This is a genomic window from Polymorphobacter sp. PAMC 29334 (assembly GCF_019431245.1).
GTDB classification, from domain to species: domain Bacteria; phylum Pseudomonadota; class Alphaproteobacteria; order Sphingomonadales; family Sphingomonadaceae; genus Polymorphobacter_B; species Polymorphobacter_B megasporae.
The window spans coordinates 3,538,184-3,559,999 of the sequence record NZ_CP080243.1; the positions used below are offsets into that span (position 1 = coordinate 3,538,184).

At 69.1% G+C, this 21,816-nt stretch carries 19 protein-coding genes; 3 read left to right on the forward strand and 16 right to left on the reverse strand.

Annotated elements, in window-relative coordinates; translation table 11 throughout:
• Nucleotides 1-17 precede the first annotated feature (17 nt).
• Nucleotides 18-842: a DUF3011 domain-containing protein gene (locus tag KZX46_RS20585; RefSeq protein WP_219775501.1), complete on the forward strand. Its 825-nt coding sequence runs from the start codon at nucleotides 18-20 to the stop codon at nucleotides 840-842.
• A gap of 39 nt (nucleotides 843-881) precedes the next feature.
• Entirely contained in the window at nucleotides 882-1,628 is a 747-nt protein-coding gene (gene aqpZ, locus KZX46_RS20590) for an aquaporin Z (RefSeq protein ID WP_219775502.1), read from the forward strand.
• On the opposite strand, the gene KZX46_RS20595 is transcribed toward aqpZ, so the two are convergent.
• Genes KZX46_RS20595 through KZX46_RS20605 form a run of 3 tightly spaced genes read right to left on the reverse strand, consistent with a single transcriptional unit; the run spans nucleotide 1,622 to nucleotide 4,754 of the window.
• Nucleotides 1,622-2,770: a deoxyguanosinetriphosphate triphosphohydrolase gene (locus tag KZX46_RS20595; protein ID WP_219775503.1), complete on the reverse strand. Its 1,149-nt coding sequence runs from the start codon at nucleotides 2,768-2,770 to the stop codon at nucleotides 1,622-1,624. The two genes, aqpZ and KZX46_RS20595, sit on opposite strands and share 7 nt — an antisense overlap.
• A complete protein-coding gene (locus KZX46_RS20600; RefSeq protein ID WP_219775504.1) occupies nucleotides 2,767-3,633 on the reverse strand; it encodes a retropepsin-like aspartic protease in 867 nt (288 codons plus the stop codon). Before KZX46_RS20600 ends, KZX46_RS20595 begins: the two co-directional genes overlap by 4 nt.
• A complete protein-coding gene (locus KZX46_RS20605; RefSeq protein ID WP_219775505.1) occupies nucleotides 3,630-4,754 on the reverse strand; it encodes a CaiB/BaiF CoA-transferase family protein in 1,125 nt (374 codons plus the stop codon). Before KZX46_RS20605 ends, KZX46_RS20600 begins: the two co-directional genes overlap by 4 nt.
• A gap of 172 nt (nucleotides 4,755-4,926) precedes the next feature.
• Between KZX46_RS20605 and KZX46_RS20610 the strand changes: the two genes are divergently transcribed.
• Nucleotides 4,927-5,502: a hypothetical protein gene (locus KZX46_RS20610; RefSeq protein ID WP_226896076.1), complete on the forward strand. Its 576-nt coding sequence runs from the start codon at nucleotides 4,927-4,929 to the stop codon at nucleotides 5,500-5,502.
• A gap of 168 nt (nucleotides 5,503-5,670) precedes the next feature.
• On the opposite strand, the gene ftsZ is transcribed toward KZX46_RS20610, so the two are convergent.
• Genes ftsZ through KZX46_RS20675 form a run of 13 tightly spaced genes read right to left on the reverse strand, consistent with a single transcriptional unit; the run spans nucleotide 5,671 to nucleotide 21,814 of the window.
• On the reverse strand, nucleotides 5,671-7,089 hold the full coding sequence (gene ftsZ, locus KZX46_RS20615) for a cell division protein FtsZ (protein WP_216708387.1): 1,419 nt from the start codon (nucleotides 7,087-7,089) through the stop codon (nucleotides 5,671-5,673).
• A gap of 56 nt (nucleotides 7,090-7,145) precedes the next feature.
• Nucleotides 7,146-8,420 carry a cell division protein FtsA gene (ftsA, locus tag KZX46_RS20620; protein WP_216708386.1) on the reverse strand — a complete coding sequence of 425 codons (1,275 nt, stop codon included), beginning with the start codon at nucleotides 8,418-8,420 and terminating at the stop codon, nucleotides 7,146-7,148.
• Nucleotides 8,417-9,289 (reverse strand): cell division protein FtsQ/DivIB, encoded by an 873-nt coding sequence (locus KZX46_RS20625; protein ID WP_219775506.1) that lies wholly within the window; start codon nucleotides 9,287-9,289, stop codon nucleotides 8,417-8,419. Before KZX46_RS20625 ends, ftsA begins: the two co-directional genes overlap by 4 nt.
• Nucleotides 9,286-10,206 carry a D-alanine--D-alanine ligase gene (locus tag KZX46_RS20630; RefSeq protein WP_219775507.1) on the reverse strand — a complete coding sequence of 307 codons (921 nt, stop codon included), beginning with the start codon at nucleotides 10,204-10,206 and terminating at the stop codon, nucleotides 9,286-9,288. Before KZX46_RS20630 ends, KZX46_RS20625 begins: the two co-directional genes overlap by 4 nt.
• Nucleotides 10,203-11,159 carry a UDP-N-acetylmuramate dehydrogenase gene (gene murB / locus KZX46_RS20635; RefSeq protein ID WP_219775508.1) on the reverse strand — a complete coding sequence of 319 codons (957 nt, stop codon included), beginning with the start codon at nucleotides 11,157-11,159 and terminating at the stop codon, nucleotides 10,203-10,205. The genes KZX46_RS20630 and murB overlap by 4 nt, the downstream gene beginning before the upstream one ends.
• A complete protein-coding gene (gene murC / locus KZX46_RS20640; RefSeq protein WP_219775509.1) occupies nucleotides 11,156-12,622 on the reverse strand; it encodes a UDP-N-acetylmuramate--L-alanine ligase in 1,467 nt (488 codons plus the stop codon). The genes murB and murC overlap by 4 nt, the downstream gene beginning before the upstream one ends.
• A gap of 13 nt (nucleotides 12,623-12,635) precedes the next feature.
• Entirely contained in the window at nucleotides 12,636-13,727 is a 1,092-nt protein-coding gene (locus KZX46_RS20645; RefSeq protein ID WP_219775510.1) for a glycosyltransferase, read from the reverse strand.
• Nucleotides 13,724-14,884 carry an FtsW/RodA/SpoVE family cell cycle protein gene (locus KZX46_RS20650; RefSeq protein ID WP_219775511.1) on the reverse strand — a complete coding sequence of 387 codons (1,161 nt, stop codon included), beginning with the start codon at nucleotides 14,882-14,884 and terminating at the stop codon, nucleotides 13,724-13,726. The genes KZX46_RS20645 and KZX46_RS20650 overlap by 4 nt, the downstream gene beginning before the upstream one ends.
• On the reverse strand, nucleotides 14,881-16,203 hold the full coding sequence (gene murD / locus KZX46_RS20655; protein ID WP_219775512.1) for a UDP-N-acetylmuramoyl-L-alanine--D-glutamate ligase: 1,323 nt from the start codon (nucleotides 16,201-16,203) through the stop codon (nucleotides 14,881-14,883). The genes KZX46_RS20650 and murD overlap by 4 nt, the downstream gene beginning before the upstream one ends.
• On the reverse strand, nucleotides 16,200-17,273 hold the full coding sequence (mraY, locus tag KZX46_RS20660; protein ID WP_219775513.1) for a phospho-N-acetylmuramoyl-pentapeptide-transferase: 1,074 nt from the start codon (nucleotides 17,271-17,273) through the stop codon (nucleotides 16,200-16,202). The genes murD and mraY overlap by 4 nt, the downstream gene beginning before the upstream one ends.
• The gene (gene murF / locus KZX46_RS20665) at nucleotides 17,270-18,652 is read right to left on the reverse strand and encodes a UDP-N-acetylmuramoyl-tripeptide--D-alanyl-D-alanine ligase (protein WP_219775514.1); all 1,383 of its coding nucleotides are present in this window, start codon (nucleotides 18,650-18,652) and stop codon (nucleotides 17,270-17,272) included. Before murF ends, mraY begins: the two co-directional genes overlap by 4 nt.
• Complete coding sequence (locus KZX46_RS20670) at nucleotides 18,649-20,103, reverse strand: UDP-N-acetylmuramoyl-L-alanyl-D-glutamate--2,6-diaminopimelate ligase (RefSeq protein ID WP_219775515.1); 1,455 nt, start codon at nucleotides 20,101-20,103, stop codon at nucleotides 18,649-18,651. Before KZX46_RS20670 ends, murF begins: the two co-directional genes overlap by 4 nt.
• A 1-nt stretch (nucleotide 20,104) precedes the next feature.
• Nucleotides 20,105-21,814, reverse strand: coding sequence for a penicillin-binding protein 2 (locus KZX46_RS20675; protein WP_216708857.1), 1,710 nt, complete (start codon nucleotides 21,812-21,814; stop codon nucleotides 20,105-20,107).
• Between the last annotated feature and the right edge of the window lie 2 nt (nucleotides 21,815-21,816).

A 21,816-nucleotide genomic window follows, 5' to 3' on the forward strand; every position in this document is an offset into this window, starting at 1 on the left:
GCGGAGGGGGCTAGGTAATGTTTAGGCTGGTTCTAATGCTCGCGATGATCATCGCCGGGGCAGGTTCCTGGTCGGCCCCCGCGATCGCGCAGGGCGGCGCCTGGCAGCAGATCGAGTGCGCGTCGTTCCGCGAACCGGCACGCTGCCCGATCGACATCGGCCGTGCGGGGTTCGTCAAGCTGATGCAGGTCACCAACCCGCCATGCGACCAGGGGCGGACATGGGGCTGGGACGCGAACAGCATCTGGGTCAGCGGCAACTGCCGCGCGGTCTTCTCGGTCAATCGCGCTGGCGGCGGGAACGGCGGCGGCGGCGGCTATCCGGGCGGAGGTTACCCGGGTGGTGGCGGTCCCGGTGGCGGCGGTTACCCAGGTGGCGGCTATCCCGGCGGCGGCGGTGGGGGCTACCCGCCCCAAGCGCGCCAGATCACCTGCGAATCGTGGCAATTCCAGCCGAAAGAATGTCCGGCCGATACGCGCGGCGGCGTCCGTCTGCTCCAGCAGACCGGCGGTATGTGCACGCAGGGCCAGACGTGGGGCTTCACCCCGCGCGGCATCTGGGTCAACAACGGCTGCCGCGGCATCTTTGCGGTCGTCGGCGGGCGTCCCGGAGGCCCCGGTCCCGGTGGCGGCTTTCCCACCGCGCCAATTCCCGGCAACGGCGGGCGGATGATCGTCTGCGAATCGTGGCAGTTCCAGCCGAGCCGCTGCGCCACCGACGTCTTCCGCCGCCCGCAGATCGAGGTTATCGCCGGCAATTGCGTCCAGGGCCAGACATGGGGCTGGGACCGCGGCGGCATCTGGGTCAACGGCGGCTGCCGCGCGCGCTTCCGGCTTGGCTAGGGATGACGCAGCCGAGAACGCATCAAGGGGGAAACGACCATGATCGCATTGCCTAAACGCCTGTTTGCGGAAGGCTACGGCACCTTCTGGCTCGTCTTCGGCGGGTGCGGCAGCGCGGTGCTGGCGGCTGCGTTCCCCGGCGTCGGCATCGGGCTCGCCGGTGTCAGCCTCGCGTTCGGGCTGACCGTCCTGACGATGGCGTACTCGATCGGCCACATCTCGGGCTGCCATCTCAACCCCGCGGTCACGATCGGGCTATGGGCGGGCAAGCGCTTCCCGGCGAAGGACATCCTGCCGTACATCGTCGCGCAGGTCGCGGGGGCGATCGTCGCCGCGTTCGTCCTGATGACGATCGCGCAGGGCGGTCCCGACTTCGTGATGGGTCCGACGAGCCTCGCGGTCAACGGCTACGGCATCCAGTCGCCGGGGCATTATACGCTGATGTCGGGGCTGATCATCGAGGTCGTGCTGACGTTCGGCTTTCTCATCGTCATCCTCGGCGCAACCGACACGCGGTCGCCGTCGGGGTTCGCGCCGATCGCGATTGGCCTCGCGCTGACGCTGATCCATTTGATCTCGATCCCGGTGACCAACACGAGCGTCAATCCGGCGCGGAGCACCGGCCCGGCATTGCTCGTCGGCGGCCTCGCGCTCCAGCAGCTCTGGCTATTTTGGCTCGCCCCGATCGGCGGCGCGCTCCTCGCCGGGGGTGCCTACCGCTGGCTTGCTGGCGAACCCGCCGCACCCGCGATGGTCGGCGAACCGATGCTTGGCGCGGATCAGTAACCCGGCATCGGGCTCGGCCCGATCACGCGCGCGTACTCCCTGAGCGCATAGCGATCGGTCATCCCGGCAATGAAGTCGCCGACGTGGCGCGCGCGTTCGGGCTCGGCGGCGGGGAGCGTCGCCTGCCAGCGCGGCGGCAGCCGGTCGGGATCGGCATCGAACGCGGCGAACAACCCGGCGACGATCTCGACCGCTGGGTCGCGGAGGCGGGCGACCTCGGGGTGGGTATACATCCGCGTGCGCAGAAAGTGTTTGAGCGCCCCAGCGCTGGCCGCCATGCCGTCCGAAAAGCCGATCAGTGCGTGCCCGGCCGCGCGGACATCGGCGACCGAGCTGGGCGCGACGGCGGCAATGCGCGCGCGGCTCGTCGCGAGAAGGTCGTCGACCATCCGCCCGATCTGCTCGCGGACGAGTTCGGGAACGAGTCGCCGCCGCGCCGCCACTCCGGGGAAGCGCGCGGTCACCGCCGCCCAGCAGTCGGCGACGAACGGCACTGCGACGACGTCGTCGATCGTGAAAAGTCCGGCGCGCAACCCGTCGTCGAGGTCGTGATTGTCATAGGCGATGTCGTCCGCCGCCGCCGCGACCTGCGCTTCGAGCCCTGGCCATGTCGCGAGATCGAGCGGAAACCCGGTGTCGGCCTCGCTCAGCGCCCATGTTGGGGCCACGACCGGGCCGTTGTGCTTGGCAAGCCCCTCGATCGTCTCCCAGCTCAGGTTAAGCCCGTCGAACCCCGGATAGCGCTGCTCGAGCCGCGTCACGATCCGCACCGTCTGGGCATTGTGATCGAAACCGCCGAACGGGGCCATCGCGGCTTCGAGCGCGTCCTCGCCCGAGTGGCCGAACGGCGGGTGGCCGAGATCGTGGGCGAGCGCGCAGGCTTCGGTCAGGTCCTCGTTCAATCCAAGCGCGCGGGCGACGGCACGGGCGATCTGCGCGACTTCGAGGCTGTGCGTCAGGCGGACGCGGAAATGGTCGCCGTCGGGAGCGACGAAAACCTGCGTCTTGTCGCGCAGCCGCCGGAATGCCGAGCAATGGACGATGCGGTCGCGGTCGCGCTGGAACGCGTCGCGGGTCGCCGACGGGGCCTCGGCGAAGCGCCGCCCGCGCGACGCGGCGGGATCGGTAGCGTAGGGTTTCATCCGCGGAAATCGAGCCAGACGCTGCGCGCGGCGAAGTCGGTGACGATGCCGAAGCGCTTGAGAAGCCTCACGCCGATATTGGCATCGGCGGCGGTCGGGCTGGTGTCGATCGCGGCGGGAATGTCGTAGAACCGGCGGCCGCCGAGATCGAGCGTGCGCAGTGACAGCGTCGTCTGGAGGGTTGCCCCGCCGATCCCGCCGCCCGGGATCGTCGCGAGCGGTTGGCCGTCGGCGAGCATCCGGTGGCGGTTGGCGAACCCCGCACCGATCAGGACGCTACCGCCGTTGCCGAGGTCGAAATCGGCTTGTGCGGGGGAACCCTCGATCGAAATCGGGATGGTTTCGACCCCGCGCTGGGGCACGAGCGGCAGCCGGACCCCCGCCGGGACGATCGATGCTCCCGCGCGCACACTCCCCGCACGCAGGTCGATCGCCAATCGCGCCGCATCGAATAGATCGCGCCCGACGAGCACGTCGATCCGGTCGAGGTGCACCCGCCGGGCGATGTCGGCGAGGTCGATCACCGCGACGGTCGGCGAGCGCAGCCGCAACCCGGCAACGATGACCTCGACCCCGCGAACGAGGCGCGCCTCGGTCGTTGCCGCGCCGGTCCCGCGCACGGTCGCCGCCGATCCGCCGCTGATCCCGAGCCGGGCGGCGAAGGCGCGGTCGAGCACGGTCATCTCGGCGCCCGAATCGAGCAAGGCGGTGGTCGGCCGGCCGTTGACCACGGCGTCGACGAAGACCCGGTCGTCGACGACGCGGAGCCGGGTCGGGGCGCTATCGGCGTTCGCGGAGCCGGCGAAGCCCGCGAGCATCGCCGCCGCGCCGCCCGCCAGCAGCGCGCGGCGGTCGAACCTCAACGAACCGTCCCCGCCGCGGTCAGCGCCGCGATCCGGGCGGCGTCGTAGCCGAGTCCCGCCAGCACGTTGCCGCCGCTGAATGCGGTCGTCATCGCCGGGGCGGCGGTCGTGCTGATCGAATAGCGCGGTGCCGGAGCGGGCTGGACGACCCCGCCCGCCTCGACGAAGGTGGCGCGCGCCGCGTTGTGCGGATGCGCCGGGGCTTCGGCCATGCTGAGCACCGGCGCGAAGCAGACGTCGGTCATCTCCATCATCTCGCACCAGTCGTCGCGGGTCCGCGTCAGGAATAGCGCGGTGAGCTTGTCCTTGAGCGGCCCCCAGCTCGCGCGGTCCATTTGCGCGTCGAACGCCGGATCGGCGTCGAGCCCGGTTAGGCGGCGAAGTTCGACATAGAATTGCGGCTCGATCGACCCGATAGCGATCCACTTGCCGTCGCGCGTTTCATAGCTGTCGTAGAAGTGCGCGGCGGTATCGAGCAGGTTGGTGCCGCGATCGTCGGACCACATGCCGTTGGCGCGGAACCCCCAGATCATCGACATCAACACCGCCGCGCCGTCGGTCATCGCCGCGTCGATCACCTGCCCCGCGCCGGTCTTCGCGGCGTGGAGCAACGCACTGACCATCCCGAACGCGAGCATCATCCCGCCGCCGCCAAAGTCGCCGACCATGTTGATCGGCGGCGTCGGCTTCTCGCCTGCGCGACCGAAGGCGTGGAGCGCCCCCGCCAGCGCGATGTAGTTGATATCGTGCCCGGCCGCCGCCGCATATGGCCCGGTCTGGCCCCAGCCGGTCATCCGCCCGTAGACCAGCTTCGGGTTGTCGGCGAGCAGCGCGTCGGGGCCAAGCCCGAGGCGTTCGGTGACGCCGGGGCGGAATCCCTCGATCAGCCCGTCGGCGGTGCGGACGAGATCGCGGACGACCGCGATCCCCTCGGGCGACTTGAGGTCGACCCCGACGAGCGTCCTCGACCGCAGCAATGGGTCACGCGCATCGATCCGCGCACCGGGACGATCGACGCGGATCACCTCCGCCCCGTGGTCGGCGAGCATCATCCCGGCAAACGGCCCGGGACCGATCCCGGCGAGTTCGATGATGCGGAGCCCGGCGAGCGGTCCAGCCATGTCTAGTCTCCCGAAGCGGTTGCCTGCGTGATGGCGCAGACCGGTGCATCGCGGCAAGCGAAACCCGCGCGGGCTGGGCGGCTGACTTGGCTGGGCGACGTTCGGATCGTCAACGGCAAGCGTAGCCGGTACTCTCCCGCCGGGCATTCGCGTCGCAAGCTTCAGGGTGGATATGGCAAGCAGAACTGGGCGCCGTCTCTTCGCCGTGACTGCCCGCAACCAGACAGGCGGCGGCCTACTCCACGCGCTGGCGCGTTTCGCCACCGTTGCGGTGTTCCTCGCCTTCGCAGGATGCCACCAGCCGGTGCGCAATCCTCCGCCATCGGTCTCCTACGACGGCCTGCCGGTCAGCGGCCCGATGATCGACGCGAAGCGAGCGGGCTTCAACGATTGCGTCGATCTCGATACGGTTCATATCCGCTGCCGGCGGCACGGCGTCATGGTCGGGGATGCCGGTCCGTATGAAGCCGCGGTCGATCTCGCCGGGAGCAGCGGCGAAGGCGGCTTCGACCAGCTGACTTTGTGGCACGACAGCGACAACAACGCGGTGTTCAAGCTGACCCAGGCACTCGAAGCGTCGGGATGGTCGCGGTGCCTGACCGGGAACGGCAGGACGGGAGACCAGGCGATCTACATGCGTAAAGGCGCGCCGGTCCGGGTGTCGATGGACATCAGCTATTGGTCGAAACGCCGGGTCAGGCTGATTCCGCAGTGGAACCAGCAGGAAGCTCACTGCACTCCGGCTTAGCGAAGTATCACTGTTCTTGGATCGTCATCCCCGCGAAGGCGGGGACCCATCACCACGACCGGTTGGGGTGATGGGTCCCCGCCTTCGCGGGGATGACGGTGAGGTGCGTGACGGCTGCTCTAGCAAGCGACGAGCACGATCGTCGGGCTACCGAGCGCTCACCCCGCCCTAGTTGTTCGCCTGCTTCTTGAAGAACGATGGAATCGCAACCTCCGGCTGGGGGTCGGGCTCACCCTCGGGATCGGGGGCGAGCGTCGTGACGGCCGGGCGCGCGGCGGGCTTGCGGCTGAGGTTCATCATCTTCTCGAACAAGGTCAGCGGCTTTTCCTCGACCTCGGGCTGCGGGCGCATCGGCGTCAGCGCGGCCGGGGTCGCTGCAACAACCGGGGCGGCGGGCTGCGGCGGCGCGGGGGTGAAGCGGATCATCGGCTCGGCGGGCTCGTCGACGACGTCATCGAGGCTGAGGTCGAGCGGCTCGGGTTCGGGTTCGGTGACGGCGTGAGCACTCGCACTGACGGTCGGCTCGGGGGCCGGTGTGCGCGGCGCGGCGGCAGTCGGGAATGCCGACGCGGTGCCGCCGAACGCGGGCATCGTCCGCGTCGTGCTGACCGCCGGGGTCCGCGCGACGACGTCGATCCCGGTCGCGACGACCGACACCCGCATGACGCCGTTGAGGTCGGGGTTGAATGCCGAGCCGACGATGATGTTCGCCTCAGGGTCGACCATCTCACGGATGTGCGTTGCCGCCTCGTCGACTTCCATCAGGCGGAGGTCGTCGCCGCCGGTGATGTTGATGATGACGCCCTTCGCGCCGCGCATCGAGACTTCGTCAAGCAACGGGTTGGCAATCGCCTTTTCGGCCGCCTCGATCGCGCGATTCTCGCCCGATGCCTCGCCCGTGCCCATCATCGCCTTGCCCATTTCGGACATGACGGTGCGGATGTCGGCGAAGTCGAGGTTGATCAGGCCGGGCATGATCATCAGGTCGGTGATGCCGCGGACGCCCTGGTGGAGGACCTGGTCGGCCATCGCGAACGCGTCCTTGAAGGTCGTGTTGGCGTTGGCGATGAGGAACAAATTCTGGTTCGGAATGATGATCAGCGTGTCGACGTGCTTCTGCAGCTCGACGATGCCTTCCTCGGCCGAGCGCATCCGCTTCAAGCCCTCGAAGGCGAACGGCTTGGTGACGACGCCGACGGTCAGGATGCCCTTTTCGCGCGCCGCGCGGGCGACGACCGGGGCCGCGCCGGTGCCGGTGCCGCCGCCCATGCCGGCGGTGATGAAGCACATGTGGCAGCCGTCGAGCGCCGCTTCGATCTGCTCGATCGTTTCCTCGGCAGCGGCGCGACCGATCTCGGGACGCGACCCGGCACCGAGGCCCTGGGTGATCTTGAGCCCGAGCTGGATACGCGTCTCCGCCTCGCTGACCGCAAGGCTCTGCGCGTCGGTATTGGCGACGACGAAGTCGACCCCCTGGAGGCCGCTGACGATCATGTTGGTGACGGCATTGCCGCCGGCTCCACCGACGCCGATGACAGCAATCCGCGGCTTGAGCTCAGTCAGCTCGGGACGCTTGAAATCCACCATATCTCGTCTCCTCTTCCAACTGTCATACTACAGACGGTGAGTCTGGTCCAAGTACTTCACAGGCTAGAACGTAATTTATCGACCATTTGCTGGAGCCGCCCCGACGGCTTCCCGCCCTTCGCGGCGGACGCGGTCGACGGCTTGGCATTCCACATGTCGGGCAGGTCTTCGGCAGCGAACAAAGCGAGGCCCGCAAGCGTCGCGAACGCGCACCCCGACTGCGCATCGGGCAACCCCGTAAGCCCGCGCGGGCGGCCGAGACGGACGTTCTTGCCGAGCACGCCTTGCGCAAAATCGGCGATCGACTTGATCTCCGCGCCGCCGCCGGTGAGCACGACCTGCCGCGCCTGGGGGCCGGTGAACCCCATCTGCGGCAGCAGCAGCGCAACCTCGCCGAACAACAGGTCGAGCCGGTGGCGGACGACCGCGACGATCTGCGACTTCGGCACGCGGAGCGGCTCGGCGGTGTCGTCGTCGCTGATCGGCGGCACCTCGATGATGTCGTGATTGTCCTTTTGCGCGGTGATCGCCGCGCCGTGAAGCGTCTTCAGCCGCTCGGCATGGCTGCGCCGCGTCGCGAATGCCGAGGCGATGTCGTTGGTGATGTCGCCAGCGCCCATCGCGATCGAGGCGACGCCGACCAACTGCCCCATCATGTGGACCGCGATGTTGGTCACCCCTGCGCCGATCTCGACAAGCGCGACACCCAGCTCGCGCTCTTCGGCGGCGAGGACCGCGAGGCTCGATGCGGCGGGGGATGCGACCATCGTCCGCACCCCGAGATGCGCGCTGCGGACCGCGAGGTCGAGGTTGCGGATCGGCGGCGTGTCGGCGGTGACGATGTGGATGTCCATGCCGAGCCTGTCGGCGTGAAACCCGACCGGACTTTGCACTCCGGTCAGCCCGTCGATCGAATACAATGCGGGCTGGGCGTGGAGGACGGTGCGGCTGCCGGGGTCGATCCGCGCGCGCCCGGCGGCAAGCAGCGTCGTCATGTCGGCGGCGGAGATCTTGTGGCCGCCGATATCGATCTCGACGTTCTCGACCTCACTGCGCAGCCCGCCCGCCGACATGTTGACGTAGACCGCCTCGGCCTGGACCCCGGCGTTGCGTTCGGCCTGGTCGACCGCGGCGCGGATCGCGCTCTCGGTCTTCTCCATGTCGGCGACGAGCCCGCGGCGGACGCCGTGGCAGACACGCTGGCCGACGCCGATGACGCGCGGGTCGGCGCCGTTCGCGCCGATCAGAGCGATCAGCGCCGCGACCTTCGACGTGCCGACGTCGAGGACGGTGACGGTGCGTTCGCCGCGCTGCGGTTTGGCGGTGCTCAAATCGTCACCGGCTTATTCGGCGTCTTCTTTTTGTCGGGCTTGACCGGTGCCGCGACGCGCACCGTCATCTGACCAGGCTGGCGGAGATCGAACCAGACATAGCCCTTGCCGAGCATCCCGGTCTTGCGGTCGAGCGCGTCGAACTTCGCCAGCGCGGCGGGTGCGAGCGCGCCCTCGGGGAGCGCGAGCGTCTCGCCCGACTTGAAGCGCAGGTCCCAGCGCCGCTGGCCGACGAAGGTCGCGGCGTCGACCGTCCCAGCGAGGCGCGGCTGGCCGCCGAGCAGGGCGAGCAGGTCGTCGACATGCTCGTTCGCCCCCGCGCCGACGATCAGCGGCAGCGTGGCGAAGCGGTCGAGGTGGTCGCCGGTCAGCGCGATGCCGCTGCGGTCGACCGCCGCGAGCTTGTGGTGATACTGCCAAAGAGCGACCGGGCGGCGCTCGACGATATCGACGATCAGCGTATCGGGCAGCCGCCGCGCGACGCTCGCATCGGCGACCCACGACAGCGCCCGAAGACGAGCGCGTGCCGCGGACAGATCGACGAGCAGCATCGAGTTGGTCGGGCCTTCGAGCGCAGCGGTGACGACCGCGAGGCGGGGGGCGTTGGCGACGCCGTGGACCTCGACGTGACGGACCTCGAACCCGGCGCGGCTCGCGGCTTGCGCGGTCGACAGCCACGCGCGCTCGGGGACGTGGAGCAGGATCGCGACGACCACAGAGGCGACCAGCGCGAGCGCGATGAAACCCGCCGCGACGTGCCGCCACAACCGACCGGCGGCGACGGGCACGCGGACCATCGGCACCGGCTCGCGCTTCTTCGCCACCGGACGGCGCGCGGGGGCACGGCGCTTGATCACCGCCGTCGTCATGCCGCGCTCGCAAGGATGCGCGCGACGAGGTCGTCGTAATCGATGCCGCGATACCGCGCCTGTTCGGGGACGAGGCTGAGCGCGGTCATGCCCGGCTGGGTGTTGACCTCGAGCAGGTAGAGCCCGTCGACGCCCGCCGCCGGATCCCAGCGGAAGTCCGACCGCGACGCCCCCCGGCAGCCGAGCGCGACGTGGGCGCGGACGGCGATATCGAGCGCGGCGGCGGTGATGTCGTCGGGCAGATCGGCGGGGCAATGGTGGACGGTACGGCCCTCGCTGTACTTCGCCTCATAGTCGTAGAAGCCCTGCGCGGTGGTCAACTCGGTCACCGCCAGCGCCCATGGGCCGTCGGGACCGTCGAGGACCGCCGTCGTAAGTTCGCGCCCGGCGATGAATGGCTCGGCGAGTAGTTCGTCGAAGCTCTGCCACGGCCCCGGCACGTCGCGGGCGATCGGGTTGCCGTAGTTCGAGGCGTCGGTGACGATCGCGACGCCGACGCTCGACCCTTCGTTGACCGGCTTGAGGACGTATGGGCGCGGCAGCGGGTCGCGGTCGTGGAGGCTCGCCGAGGTGACGACGCGCCCGCCCGGCATCGGGATGCCCAGCGGCACGAGTACCGCCTTGGTCAACACCTTGTCGATCGCGATCGCCGACGTCCGCAACCCCGAATGGGTGTATTTGAGCCCCATCAGGTCGAGCATCCCCTGCACGCTGCCATCCTCGCCCGGCGTGCCGTGGAGGGCGTTGAACACGACATCGGGAGCCGCAGCGGCCAGCCGCGCGGCGACGTCGCGGCCCATGTCGATCCCGACGACCTCGTGGCCGAGGCGTTCGAGCGCGGCGGCGATGCCCCCTCCCGAGGTCAGCGACACCTCGCGCTCGGCGGACCAGCCGCCCATCAGGACCGCGACCTTCATGGCCGCTGCTCGACGAATTGGCCGACCCGGGCGATTTCCCAGTGGAGGTCGACGCCGCTGTGCGCGAGGACGCGCGTACGAACCTCCTCGCCGAGCGCTTCGATATCGGCGCTCGTCGCGTCGCCGGTGTTGATCAGGAAATTGGTGTGCTTCTCGCTGACCTGCGCACCGCCGTGGCGGAGCCCGCGGCACCCGGCGGCATCGATCAGCCGCCACGCCTTGTCGCCGTCGGGATTGCGGAAGGTCGAGCCGCCGGTACGCGAACGCAGCGGCTGCGACGCCTCGCGCTCGGCGGCGATGCGGTCCATCTCGGCGGCGATCACCGCGCGGTCGCCGGAGGTGGTGCGGAACGTGGCGCTCACGACAATGCTGTCGGCGGGGAGCGCGGAGTGGCGATAATCGAAGCCGAGGTCGGCCGCGGCGACCGTCGCGATCGAGCCGTCGCGCGCGACGACGGTCGCCTCGATCAGGCAGTCGGACACGTCGCGGCCATAAGCCCCGGCATTCATCCGCACTGCGCCGCCGACGGTGCCGGGGATGCCCCGGAGAAATTCGAGTCCCGCGAGGCCAGCGTCGCGCGCGGCGCTGGCGACGGTGATCCCCATCGCTGCGGCTCCGGCGCGGACTGTGTCGCCGTCAATCGTCACGGCGGCGAACGACTTCGGCAAGCGGACGACCGCTCCGTGAACGCCGCCGTCGCGGACGATGAGGTTCGATCCGACCCCGACCGCCATCACCGGCACGTCGTCCGGGAGGTCAGCGAGATAGCCGCGCAGATCGTCGAGGTCGGCGGGGCGGACAAGCCACTCCGCCGGGCCGCCGGTGCGGAACCAGATGAAGTCGGCAAGCGAGCCATGCGGCTCGATCGACCCACGAAATCCCTCTCCCCTTGAGGGAGAGGGACAGGCGTGCCTTTGCACGCCAGGGTGAGGGTGAGTGCCGAGCGCGCTCATCCGCCTTCTCTCCCCGGTTGCGCGAAGGACGCAACCCGTCCCTCCCCCTCGAGGGGGGAGGGAAGCAGAGGCGTGATCGCCGTGGCCAACCCCGCCGCCCATTTCGTGATGTCCCCCGCGCCGAGACAAACCACCATATCGCCCGGCTGAATGATCGCCGCAAGCTGCTCCGCCAGATCGGCCGCCCCCGTCGTCGTCGCGACCGACCGGTGCCCCGCGCGCTTCAACCCGACCGCGAGCGCATCGGCGTCGACCCCCTCGATCGGCGCTTCGCCCGCGGCATAGACCGGCGCGACGATGACCATGTCGGCGTCGTTGAAAGCGGTCTGGAACTCGGTCATCAGCGATTGCAGCCGGGTGAAGCGGTGCGGCTGGACGACCGCGATGACCCGACCCTGCGCGCCTTCACGCGCCGCCGACAGCACCGCACGGATTTCGACCGGGTGGTGGCCGTAGTCGTCGATGATCGCGACCCCGCCTACTTCCCCGACCTTGGTGAAGCGCCGCTTGACCCCGCCGAAGCGCGCGAACCCCGTCGTGATCGCGGCGTCGCTGATCCCGAGCTCGACCGCGACCGCGACCGCGGCTAGCGCGTTCTGGACGTTGTGCCGTCCCGGCATCGGCAAATGGAGCGGCTCGATCCGGCGCTCGTTGCCCGCGCGGTCGCGGACGACGGCGGTAAAGCTGTTGCCCCCCGGCACCGGAGTCACGTTCTCGCCGCGGACATCTGCCTGCGCCGAAAAGCCGTAGGTGATGATCCGCCGGTCCTGGACCTTGGGCAGCATCGCCTGGACCTCGGGATGGTCGAGGCACAGGATGCCCGCGCCATAAAAGGGGACGTGTTCGATGAACTCGACGAAGGCGTCGCGCACCCGGTCGAAGCTGCCGTAGTGGTCGAGATGTTCGGGATCGATGTTGGTGACGACGCCGATCGTGCCGTGGAGGCGCAAGAAACTGCCGTCGGATTCGTCGGCCTCGACGACCATCCATTCGCCCGCGCCGAGCCGCGCGTTAGAGCCGTAGGTGTTGATGATCCCGCCGTTGATCACCGTCGGGTCCATGCCGCCCGCATCGAGCAGCGCCGCGATCATCGACGTCGTCGTCGTCTTGCCGTGGGTGCCGGCGATCGCGACGGTCGACTTCAACCGCATCAGCTCGGCGAGCATTTCGGCGCGGCGGACGATCGGGATGCGCCGCTCGATCGCCGCCTCGACCTCAGGGTTGGCGCGCTTGATCGCGGTCGACGTGACGACGACCGCGGCATCGCCGAGGTTCGCTGCATCGTGGCCGATCATCACGTGGATGCCGCGGTCGCGCAGCCCCTCGATGACATAGCCCTCGGCGACGTCGGACCCCTGCACGGTGTAGCCGAGATTGTGCATCACCTCAGCGATCCCCGACATGCCGATGCCGCCGATGCCGATGAAGTGGATCGTGCCGATCTCGCGGGCGATTCCGGTCATAGGTGCGGGCCGGTCATGTCTGTGTTCCAAGGCTGGTCGCGAGGTCGGCGAGCTTTGCGCCGGCGTCGGGATGACCGACGCTCTTGGCCGCTTGTGCCGCCTTTGCCAACGCCCCCGGAGTCGTCAGCAGCGAAACAATCGCCGCGGCGACGGCGTCGGGGGTGAAATCGGCCTCGCGCAGCATCGGCCCCGCTCCGGCCGCAACGAAGGTCGCGGCGTTGGCAAACTGATGGTCGTCGGTCGCGGCGGCGAAGGGAACGAGGATCGCGGGACGACCGGCGGCGGCGAGTTCGGCCATCGTCGATGCGCCCGACCGGGTGATGACGAGATGCGCTGCCGCCAGCCGCGCGGCGAAATCGGCGAAATAGGTTTCGAGCACTGCGGTCGTCCCCTGATCGACGTAAAGCGCGCGGACGGCGGCGATGTCCTCGGGCCGGCACTGCTGCGTTACGCGAAGCCGCGCACGCAAATCGTGCGGCAGCCGCCCGATCGCGGCGGGGACGACGCGTGACAGGATCGTTGCGCCCTGGCTCCCGCCGGTGACGAAGATTTCGATGACGCCGTCGGTGGAGGGATACGGCGCGGCGCCGATCGCGGCGATGTCGGCGCGGACGGGGAGGCCGGTGAAGACGGTCTTCGGTCCGTACCTTGGCGCGAGCCGCTGCGTCGGTTCGAAGCTCAGCGCGATCCGCGTCGCCGGCCCCGCAAGCAGCCGGTTGACCCGGCCGAGGACCGCATTCTGTTCGTGGAGCACCGCCGGGCGCTTGAGCCCGATCGCCGCAAGCAACGGCGGCAGCGACGGATAGCCGCCGAAGCCGACGACCGCGGCGACGTGCTCGGCAAGGAAAAAAGCCTTCGCCTCGCCCCGCCCGCGCCAAACCTTCGCCAGCATTCGCACCCAGCCGAGCGGGTTCTTTCCGCCGAGCACCGCCGACTCGACGATCCGCGTCGCCACGCCATCGAACAGCCCGGGAAAGCGCAGACCCCGCGCGTCGGTCATCAGCGTGACCCGGTGGCCGCGCGCAATCAGCTCGCCCGCAAGGACGTGCGCCGGGACCATGTGGCCGCCGGTCCCGCCCGCTGCGACGACGTAGTGGCGGGTCATGCCGCCCGCGCCGCCGCCGCGTACGGCGACGCCTTGAGGTATGGATTGCGGCGGGTCAGCGCGAGGAGCAGCCCCATGCCGATCGACAGCGCGAGAAACGACGACCCGCCGTGGCTGACGAACGGCAACGTCATCCCCTTCGACGGCAGCAGCGCGAGGTTGACCGCCATGTTGATCGCCGCCTGCAGGCCGAACTGGATCGCGAGGCCGGCGGCGGCGAGGAAGACGAACGGCTCCTCCTCGTCGAGCAGCTGGAGGAGGACGCGGACGACGATCGCGAGGTACAGCACCGCGAGCATGAAGCACGCGATCGCGCCGAACTCCTCGCCTATCACCGAGAAGATATAGTCGGTCTGCGCCTCGGGCAGGCGGAACTTCATCTGCCCCTCGCCCGGTCCCGCGCCGAACAGTCCGCCCGCCTTGAAACAGTCGAGCGCGCGGTCGATCTGGTAGGTGTCGCCGGTCCCCTTGACGAAATGGTCGATCCGTTCGGCGACATGGGTCGACGTCAGATACGCGACACCCATCCCGGCAACCGCGAAACACGCGAGGCCGCCGATGACCATCACGCTCATGCCGGCGAGGATCGCCTGCGCCGCCCAGACCGCGGCGAACAATGCCGTCTGGCCAAAGTCGGGCTGCTTGATCAGCAATGCCGAGATGACGACGAGCAGCCCGAACGACAATTGCATCGTCGGCAGTGTCCGGTCGTCGAAGCGCGCCGCGAGCAGCCATGCGGTGGTGACGATGAACAGCGGCTTGAGGAACTCGGACGGCTGGAGCTGGAACCCCGGGAGGTTGATCCAGCGGACCGCGCCGTTGACCTCGCTACCGACAAAGGGAACGGCGAACAGCATGACCAGGAAGCCGATCGTGCCGCCGATCGCGACACGCTTCGCCCACGTCATCGGCAGCATCGAGACAGCGAGCATCAAAGGCACACCCGCGAGGACCCACATGATCTGACGCTTGAGGTAGAACAGGTCGTCGACGTGGAAATTGCCCCCCGAATAGCGGCGCGCGGCGACGGGCGAGGCGGCGGCGACCGCGATCACGCCGAGACCGATCAACAGCAGCACCAGCGTCAGCAGCGGCTTGTCGATCGTCCAGAACCAGCGGCCGAGGGTCGAGCGGTCGTTGCGCGACAGATGCTTCACAGGGCCTCCACGAGTTGGCGGAAGGCGGCACCGCGCGCCGCATAATCGGTGAACTGGTCGTACGAAGCGCACGCGGGCGACAGCAGGACGGTGTCGCCGGGGCGGGCGGCTGCGGCGGCGAGCGCCACTGCGCGGTCGAGCGTCTCCGCCATCACCACCGGCACCCGGCCGTCGAGGATGTCCGCGAATACCGGGGAGGCCTGCCCGATCAGATATGCCGCGCGGACATGGCCGAGGAACGGCAGGCAGGCGTCGAGCTCGTCGGTCTTGGCGAGGCCGCCCGCGATCCAGTGGACATGCGCGAACGCCGCCAACGCCGGCGCGGCGGACGTCGGGTTGGTCGCCTTGCTGTCGTTGACGTACGCGACCCCCGCTACTTCGGCGATGCGCTCCATCCGGTGCGGCAGGCCGGGGTAGCTGGCCAGGCCACGCGCGATCGTCGGACGGTCGAGGCCGAGGACGAGCGCGGCGCCGACTGCGGCTGCGGCATTCTGCGCGTTATGCGGCCCGGCGAGCGCGGGCCAGTCGGCCTGCGCGCCCTCGTCGACCCCGCCGAAGACCAGCCGCCCGCCGGTGACGCTGACGCCCTCGCCGAGTCGCGTGGCGGCCGAAATCGGAATGACCCGCGCAACGGCGTCGTCGCCGATATCGCGCGACAGGCGGTCGTCCTGCCCGACGATCGCGAAGTCGGCGGGGATCTGCATCGCGAACAGCCGCGCCTTCGCCGCCGCGTACGCCGCCATCGTCTTGTGGCGGTCGAGGTGGTCGGGCGTGATGTTGAGCAGCACCGCGACCTCGCTGACGAGGCTGTAGGTCAGGTCGAGCTGGAAGCTCGACAGTTCGAGGACGTAGACGCCGTCCTCTGCCAGCGGCTCCTCCGACAGGATCGGCACGCCGATGTTACCGCCGAGGCGCGCGGGTATGCCGGCCGTGACGAGCGTGTGGTGGATCAGCGCGGCGGTGGTCGACTTGCCGTTGGTCCCGGTGACGGCGACGACCTTGTGGGCCGGCAGTCCGGCGCGCGCCTGCGCGAAGAGCTCGATGTCACCGATGACCGGGATGCGTGCGGCGACGGCGCGACGGAACAGCGGCGCGTCGTGGGGGACGCCGGGGGAGACGATCATCGCGTCGAGCTTGCTCAGGTCGGCAGAGTGGAGGTCGGTCAGTTCGCCGGTGAACGCCGCGCGCGCAGCCTCGCCGTCGTCCCACGCGAGCGCGGTTGCGCCGCTCGCGGTAAGCGCGGCGATGACCGACTTGCCAGTGCGCGCAAGGCCGAAGACGCCGAAGGTCTTCCCGGCCCAGAGGGTGGAGGTGATCACCGCAGTTTCAACGTCGACAGGCCCGCGAGCGCGAGGATCAGCGACACGATCCAGAAGCGGATCACCACCGTCGACTCGCTCCAGCCGAGCTGTTCGTAGTGGTGGTGCAGCGGGGCCATCTTGAAGACGCGCTTGCCGGTCGTCTTAAAGCTGACGACCTGGACGATGACGCTGACGGTCTCGAGCACGAACAGCCCGCCGATCAGCAGCAAGACGATCTCGTGGTTGGTCACGACCGCGATCGTGCCGAGTGCGCCGCCCAATGCGAGGCTTCCGGTGTCGCCCATGAAGACCGCCGCCGGAGGCGCGTTGAACCACAGGAAGCCGAGGCACGCGCCGATCAGCGCCCCGACGAACACCGCGAGCTCGCCCGATCCGGGGACATGGTGGATGCCAAGATAATCGGAAAAGCGGATGTTCCCCGCGACATAGGCGATGACCCCGAGGGTCAGCGCGGCGATGATCACCGGCATCGTCGCCAGCCCGTCGAGCCCGTCGGTCAGATTGACCGCATTGCCGAACCCGGCGACGATGAACGCGCCGAAGACGATATAGCCGAAGCCGAGGTATAGCCCGGCGTCCTTGAGGAACGGCAGATACAATGTGTGGCCGTCGCGGGTGCCGATGTACCAGACCGCGGCCCCGGCGATGACGAATTCGAGAAGCAGCCGGATCCGCCCCGACACACCCTTGGCCGAGCGTTTCACCACCTTGTCATAGTCGTCCATGAAGCCGATCGCGCCGAAGCCGAGCGTGACGAACAGGCACGCCCAGGTGAAGCCGTCGGTGACGTCCATCCACAATACGGTCGACACCGTCATCGAGATCAGGATCATCAGCCCGCCCATCGTCGGCGTGCCTTTCTTGGTCAGCAGGTGCGACGCGGGCCCGTCACTGCGGATCGGCTGTCCTTTGCCCTGCTTGCCCTTGAGCCACAGAATGAAGCGCGGTCCGATCCACAGCGCGATGATCAGCGCGGTCATCACCGCCGCGCCCGAGCGGAAGGTGATGTAGCGGAACAGGTTAAGGACGCCCTCGAACCCCGCCATCTTTGCCAGAATGAAGATCATGCCGCCGCCTTTCGCAAACGCGCGACGAGTGAACCGAGGCCGACGCTGTTCGACCCCTTGATCAGCACCACGTCGTTTGCCGCAAGGGCCTTATCGAGGATCGCGAAGGCATCCGTCGCGTCGGCGGCGCGGGTGGTCGTAATTCGGCGCGGCAGGGCGTCGGCGAGTGCCGCCATCGCGTCGCCGACGAGGATTGCGCGGTCGACTCCCGCCGCCTCGACCGCCGCCGCGAGCCCGGCGTGGAAGCCGTCCGACCCGTCGCCGAGTTCGCGCATCTCGCCGAGCACCGCGATCCGCCGCCCCTGCCCCGCCGGCTTGACCCCGCCGAGGACGCCGAGCGCCGCCGCCATCGACGCTGGGTTGGCGTTGTAGCTTTCGTCGATCACCGTCGCCGTGCCCTCGTCGCGCAGCACCGCAAAGCGCGCGCCGCGCCCCGGCAAATCGGTCAGTTCGGCGAGCGCGAGACCGGCGAGCGCGAGGTCGCCCCCCGCCGCGTCGACCGCAGCAAGGACCGCGAGCGCGTTCGACAGCCAATGCGCCCCGGCCATGCCGATCCGGAACATCAGGCGATGCTCGCCGATCGTCGCGGTCGCGGTCGTGCAATCGGGGTGGTGCGTGAAGGCGGTGGCGCGGACGTCGGCCCCCTCCCCCAACCCGAAGGTGACGATCCGCGCGGCATGGGCCTGTGCATGGCCGATCAGCCGGTCGCGGTGGGGGGAATCGAACGGGACGATGGCGACGCCGCCGGGTTCGAGCCCGGCGAAGATCTCGCCTTTGGCATCGGCGATCGCCTCCTCGCTGGCGAAGAATTCGCGGTGGGCGCTGGCGATCGCGGTGACGACGGCGATATCCGGGCGGACGAGGCGGGTCAGCACGGCGAGTTCGCCGGCGTGGTTCATCCCCATCTCGAACACCCCGGCGCGGGTGTCGGCGGGCATCCGCGCGAGGCTGAGCGGCACGCCGGTGTGATTGTTGTACGACTTGACCGAGGCATGGACGCGGTCGGGCATGGCGCGGGTCAGCGCGAGGCGGATCGCCTCCTTGACCCCGGTCTTGCCGACGCTGCCGGTGACGCCGATGATCTTTGCACTGGTCCGCGCGCGGGCGGAGACGGCGAGCGCGGTGAGGCCGGCCATCGTATCGACGACCTGGACGTTGGGGGCGTCGATCGACTCGCTGACGAGGAAGCCGCTCGCACCGCGCTGGACCGCCTGATCGACGAAGCGATGGCCGTCGGTCGCCTCACCCGAAAGCGCGACGAACAGGTCGCGCGGGCCGACTTCACGCGAGTCGAAGGTGACGCCGTCGACGGCGAACGCGCCCGAGGCGAGCCCGCCGGTCGCGGTCGCAATGGCGTCGGAGGTCCACAACGGGGTCACTCCGCAGCCTCGTGCGCAATCTGCTCGGCGACTTCGCGCGCGACTACGACATCGTCGAATGGCAGGACGCGGTCGCCGACGATCTGGCCCTGCTCGTGGCCCTTGCCTGCGATTAGCACCACGTCGCCCGGCCCGCTCGCGCGGATCGCGGCGGCGATCGCGGCGCGACGGTCACCAATCTCGGTCGCTCCCGGGGCCGCAGCCATGATCGCCGCACGGATCGCCGCCGGGTCCTCGGTTCGCGGATTGTCGTCGGTGACGATGACGTCGTCGGCGAGGTCGACCGCGACCGCGCCCATCAGCGGACGCTTGCCGGTATCGCGGTCGCCGCCCGCGCCGAACACCAGCCGCAGACGGCCATCGGCATGCGGGCGCAGCGCCTCGATCGCGGCGCGGAGGCCGTCGGGGGTGTGGGCGTAGTCGACGTAGACCGGTGCGCCCGACTTCGCGATCACCGCGCGTTCGAGGCGTCCGCGCACCGGCTGGACCCGCGCAAGATTGGCGAGCGTGCCCGCGACGTCGCCGCCGGTGGCGATCACCAGCCCCGCCGCGACGAGCGCGTTCGCCGCCTGATACGCGCCGATCAGCGGCAGCTCGACGCGGTAAGTCTTGCCGTCGACGACGAGATCGAGCGTCTGGCCGAGCCGCGAAGGCGTGCGCCCGGCGAGCCGGATGGTATCGCCAGCGGGGCCGACTGTGTGCGGCACTTGTGCGCGCTTGTGCGCGGCGGCGATAACGCGGCTGCTCCACGTCATGTCGTCCTCGCACCACACGACGGGAACGCCTGCGGGATCAAGGACTTCGCTGAACAACCGGAGCTTCGCGGCGAAATACGACTCCATGTCACCGTGGTAATCGAGGTGGTCGCGGCTGAGGTTGGTGAAGGCGGCAGCGGCAACCCGAAGCCCCTCGGTGCGGTACTGCGCCAGCCCATGACTCGACGCCTCGAACGCGACATGCGTCAGCCCCTCGCGTGCCAATCCGCCCATATTGGCGAGGAAGGTGACGACGTCGGGGGTCGTCAGCCCGGTCGAGACCTGATCGTCGGCGGTGGTGACGCCGAGCGTCCCGATGCTCGCGGCATGATGCCCGGCAAGCCGCCACAACTGCCGCGTCAGCTCGACCGTCGAGGTCTTGCCGTTGGTTCCGGTGACCGCGACGGTAACCTCAGGAGATGGCGCGAAGAATTTCGCCGCCATCGCCGCGAACAGCCGCCGCGGTTTGTCCGCCGACAGATGCGGAACCCCGTCGACCCGCGCTCCCCGACGGGCGACGACGGCGACCGCGCCATTGGCGATGGCGGCGGCGATATAGTCCTCGCCGTTGACCGTGCTGCCGGGAAACGCGCCGAACACCGTCCCCGGCGCGACCTTGCGATGGTCGAGCGCAAAGCCCGTCACCGGCTGCCCGCGATGCGCCTGATCGACCTCGGCCAGGTCGCCTAAGTTCATGCTATTCCTTGTCCGGCGCGCTGGCAGCCAGCCCGAGCATGCCGTTGACATCGATGTCGTGCGTCATGTCGGGCGCGACCCCCAACATCGGCCCGATCCGCGTCACGATCTTCTCGATGATCGGCGCCGAAACCTGTCCGGCGGTCGAATACCCCCCGGTTTTCTTCGTCCCGTGCGGCGCGTCGAGCAGCGCGATCACGACATAGCGCGGCGCATCCATCGGAAAGGCGGCGGCGAAGGTCGAGATATTGACGTGCTTTTCGTAGTGCCCGCCCTGTTGCTTTTCGGCGGTTCCAGTCTTGCCGCCGACGCGGTAACCGGCGGCGTTCGCCTTCCGCCCCGTGCCCGACAGGACCACCATCCGCAGCAGCGCCCGCATCTGGTCGGAGGTGCTTTCCTTGAAGATGCGCTTGCCCGGTACCGCCTGGCCGGGTTCGACCTTCAGCATCGTCGCCGGGCGGAAGATGCCGCCGTTGACGACCGTGGCATACGCCGTCGCCAGATGCAGCGGGGTCACCGCGATGCCGTGACCGAAGCCGACCGTCATCGTCGCGATCTCGCCCCAGTTGTTCGATGCCGGGTACAGCGTGTGCCCGCGCTCCATCAATTCACCACTGACCGGCGACAAAAAGCCGAGCGCGTCGAGATACGCACGCTGCCGGGTCGCGCCCAATTCCGCCGCCATGTGCGCGGTGCCGATGTTCGACGAATGGATGAAGATGTCCGGTACCGATGCCCAACGACGCAGTTCGTGACCGTCGGGGTCGTCATGAATTGTGAAGCGGCCGATGTGGATCGGTGCGGTCGCATCGTACTTCTGGTCCATCGACTTGATGAAACCATCGTTGAGCGACATCGCGATCGTCATCGTCTTGAAGGTCGAGCCGAGCTCATACACTCCCAGCGTCGCCCGGTTAAAGCGTGCATTGTCGCTGGCGTGCCCGGCTGCGTTGGGGTTGAAATCGGGCAGCGACGCGAGGGCTATGACCTCGCCGGTGTGGACGTCCATGACGATTCCGGCAGCGCCGAGCGCGGTGAACTCGGCCATCGCCGCGCCGAGCTCGTTCTCGAGCGCCTGCTGAACGCGGCTGTCGAGCGCGAGGAAGACCGGCTTGCCGCGTGTCGCCGGCGCGGTCAGGCGGGTGTCGAGCGCGCGCTCCATCCCGTATTTACCATGACCGTCGATATCGGTGTAGCCAATGACATGCGCGGCGAGATCGGCATTGGGATACAGCCGCTCGGGCTCGCGCTCGAGCGTGATCGCGGGTTCGCCAAGGTCGTTGATCCGTTTCGCCTGCTCCGGCAGGACACGGCGCGCGATATAGCGGAATGCACCCGGATGGGTGAGCTCGAAGTAGATTTGCCCCGGGGTCTTGTCGGTCAGGATCGCCGCCAGCGACTGCGCGAGCGCGTGCGGATCACCGATGAGCTTGCGCGGGGCGACCGCAACCGCGACCGCGTCGAAGGTCCGCGCGAGCTCGATGCCGTTGCGGTCGAAGATGTCGCCGCGTGGTGGGATCGGTGCCGCAAAAGCTTCACGCCCGCCGGTGTCGCGCTCGTGGAGCAGCGCAAGGTCGGCGAGGCGCAGGCCGAGGATTCCGGCGATCGCAACAAACAGCAGGACGCACGTCATCAGCCGCGTCCGCGCGCGGGCGAGCGCCGCTTGCCGTTGACCGGCTAGCGGGAGCGTTCGCCGCGGCAGCGCCGCCATAA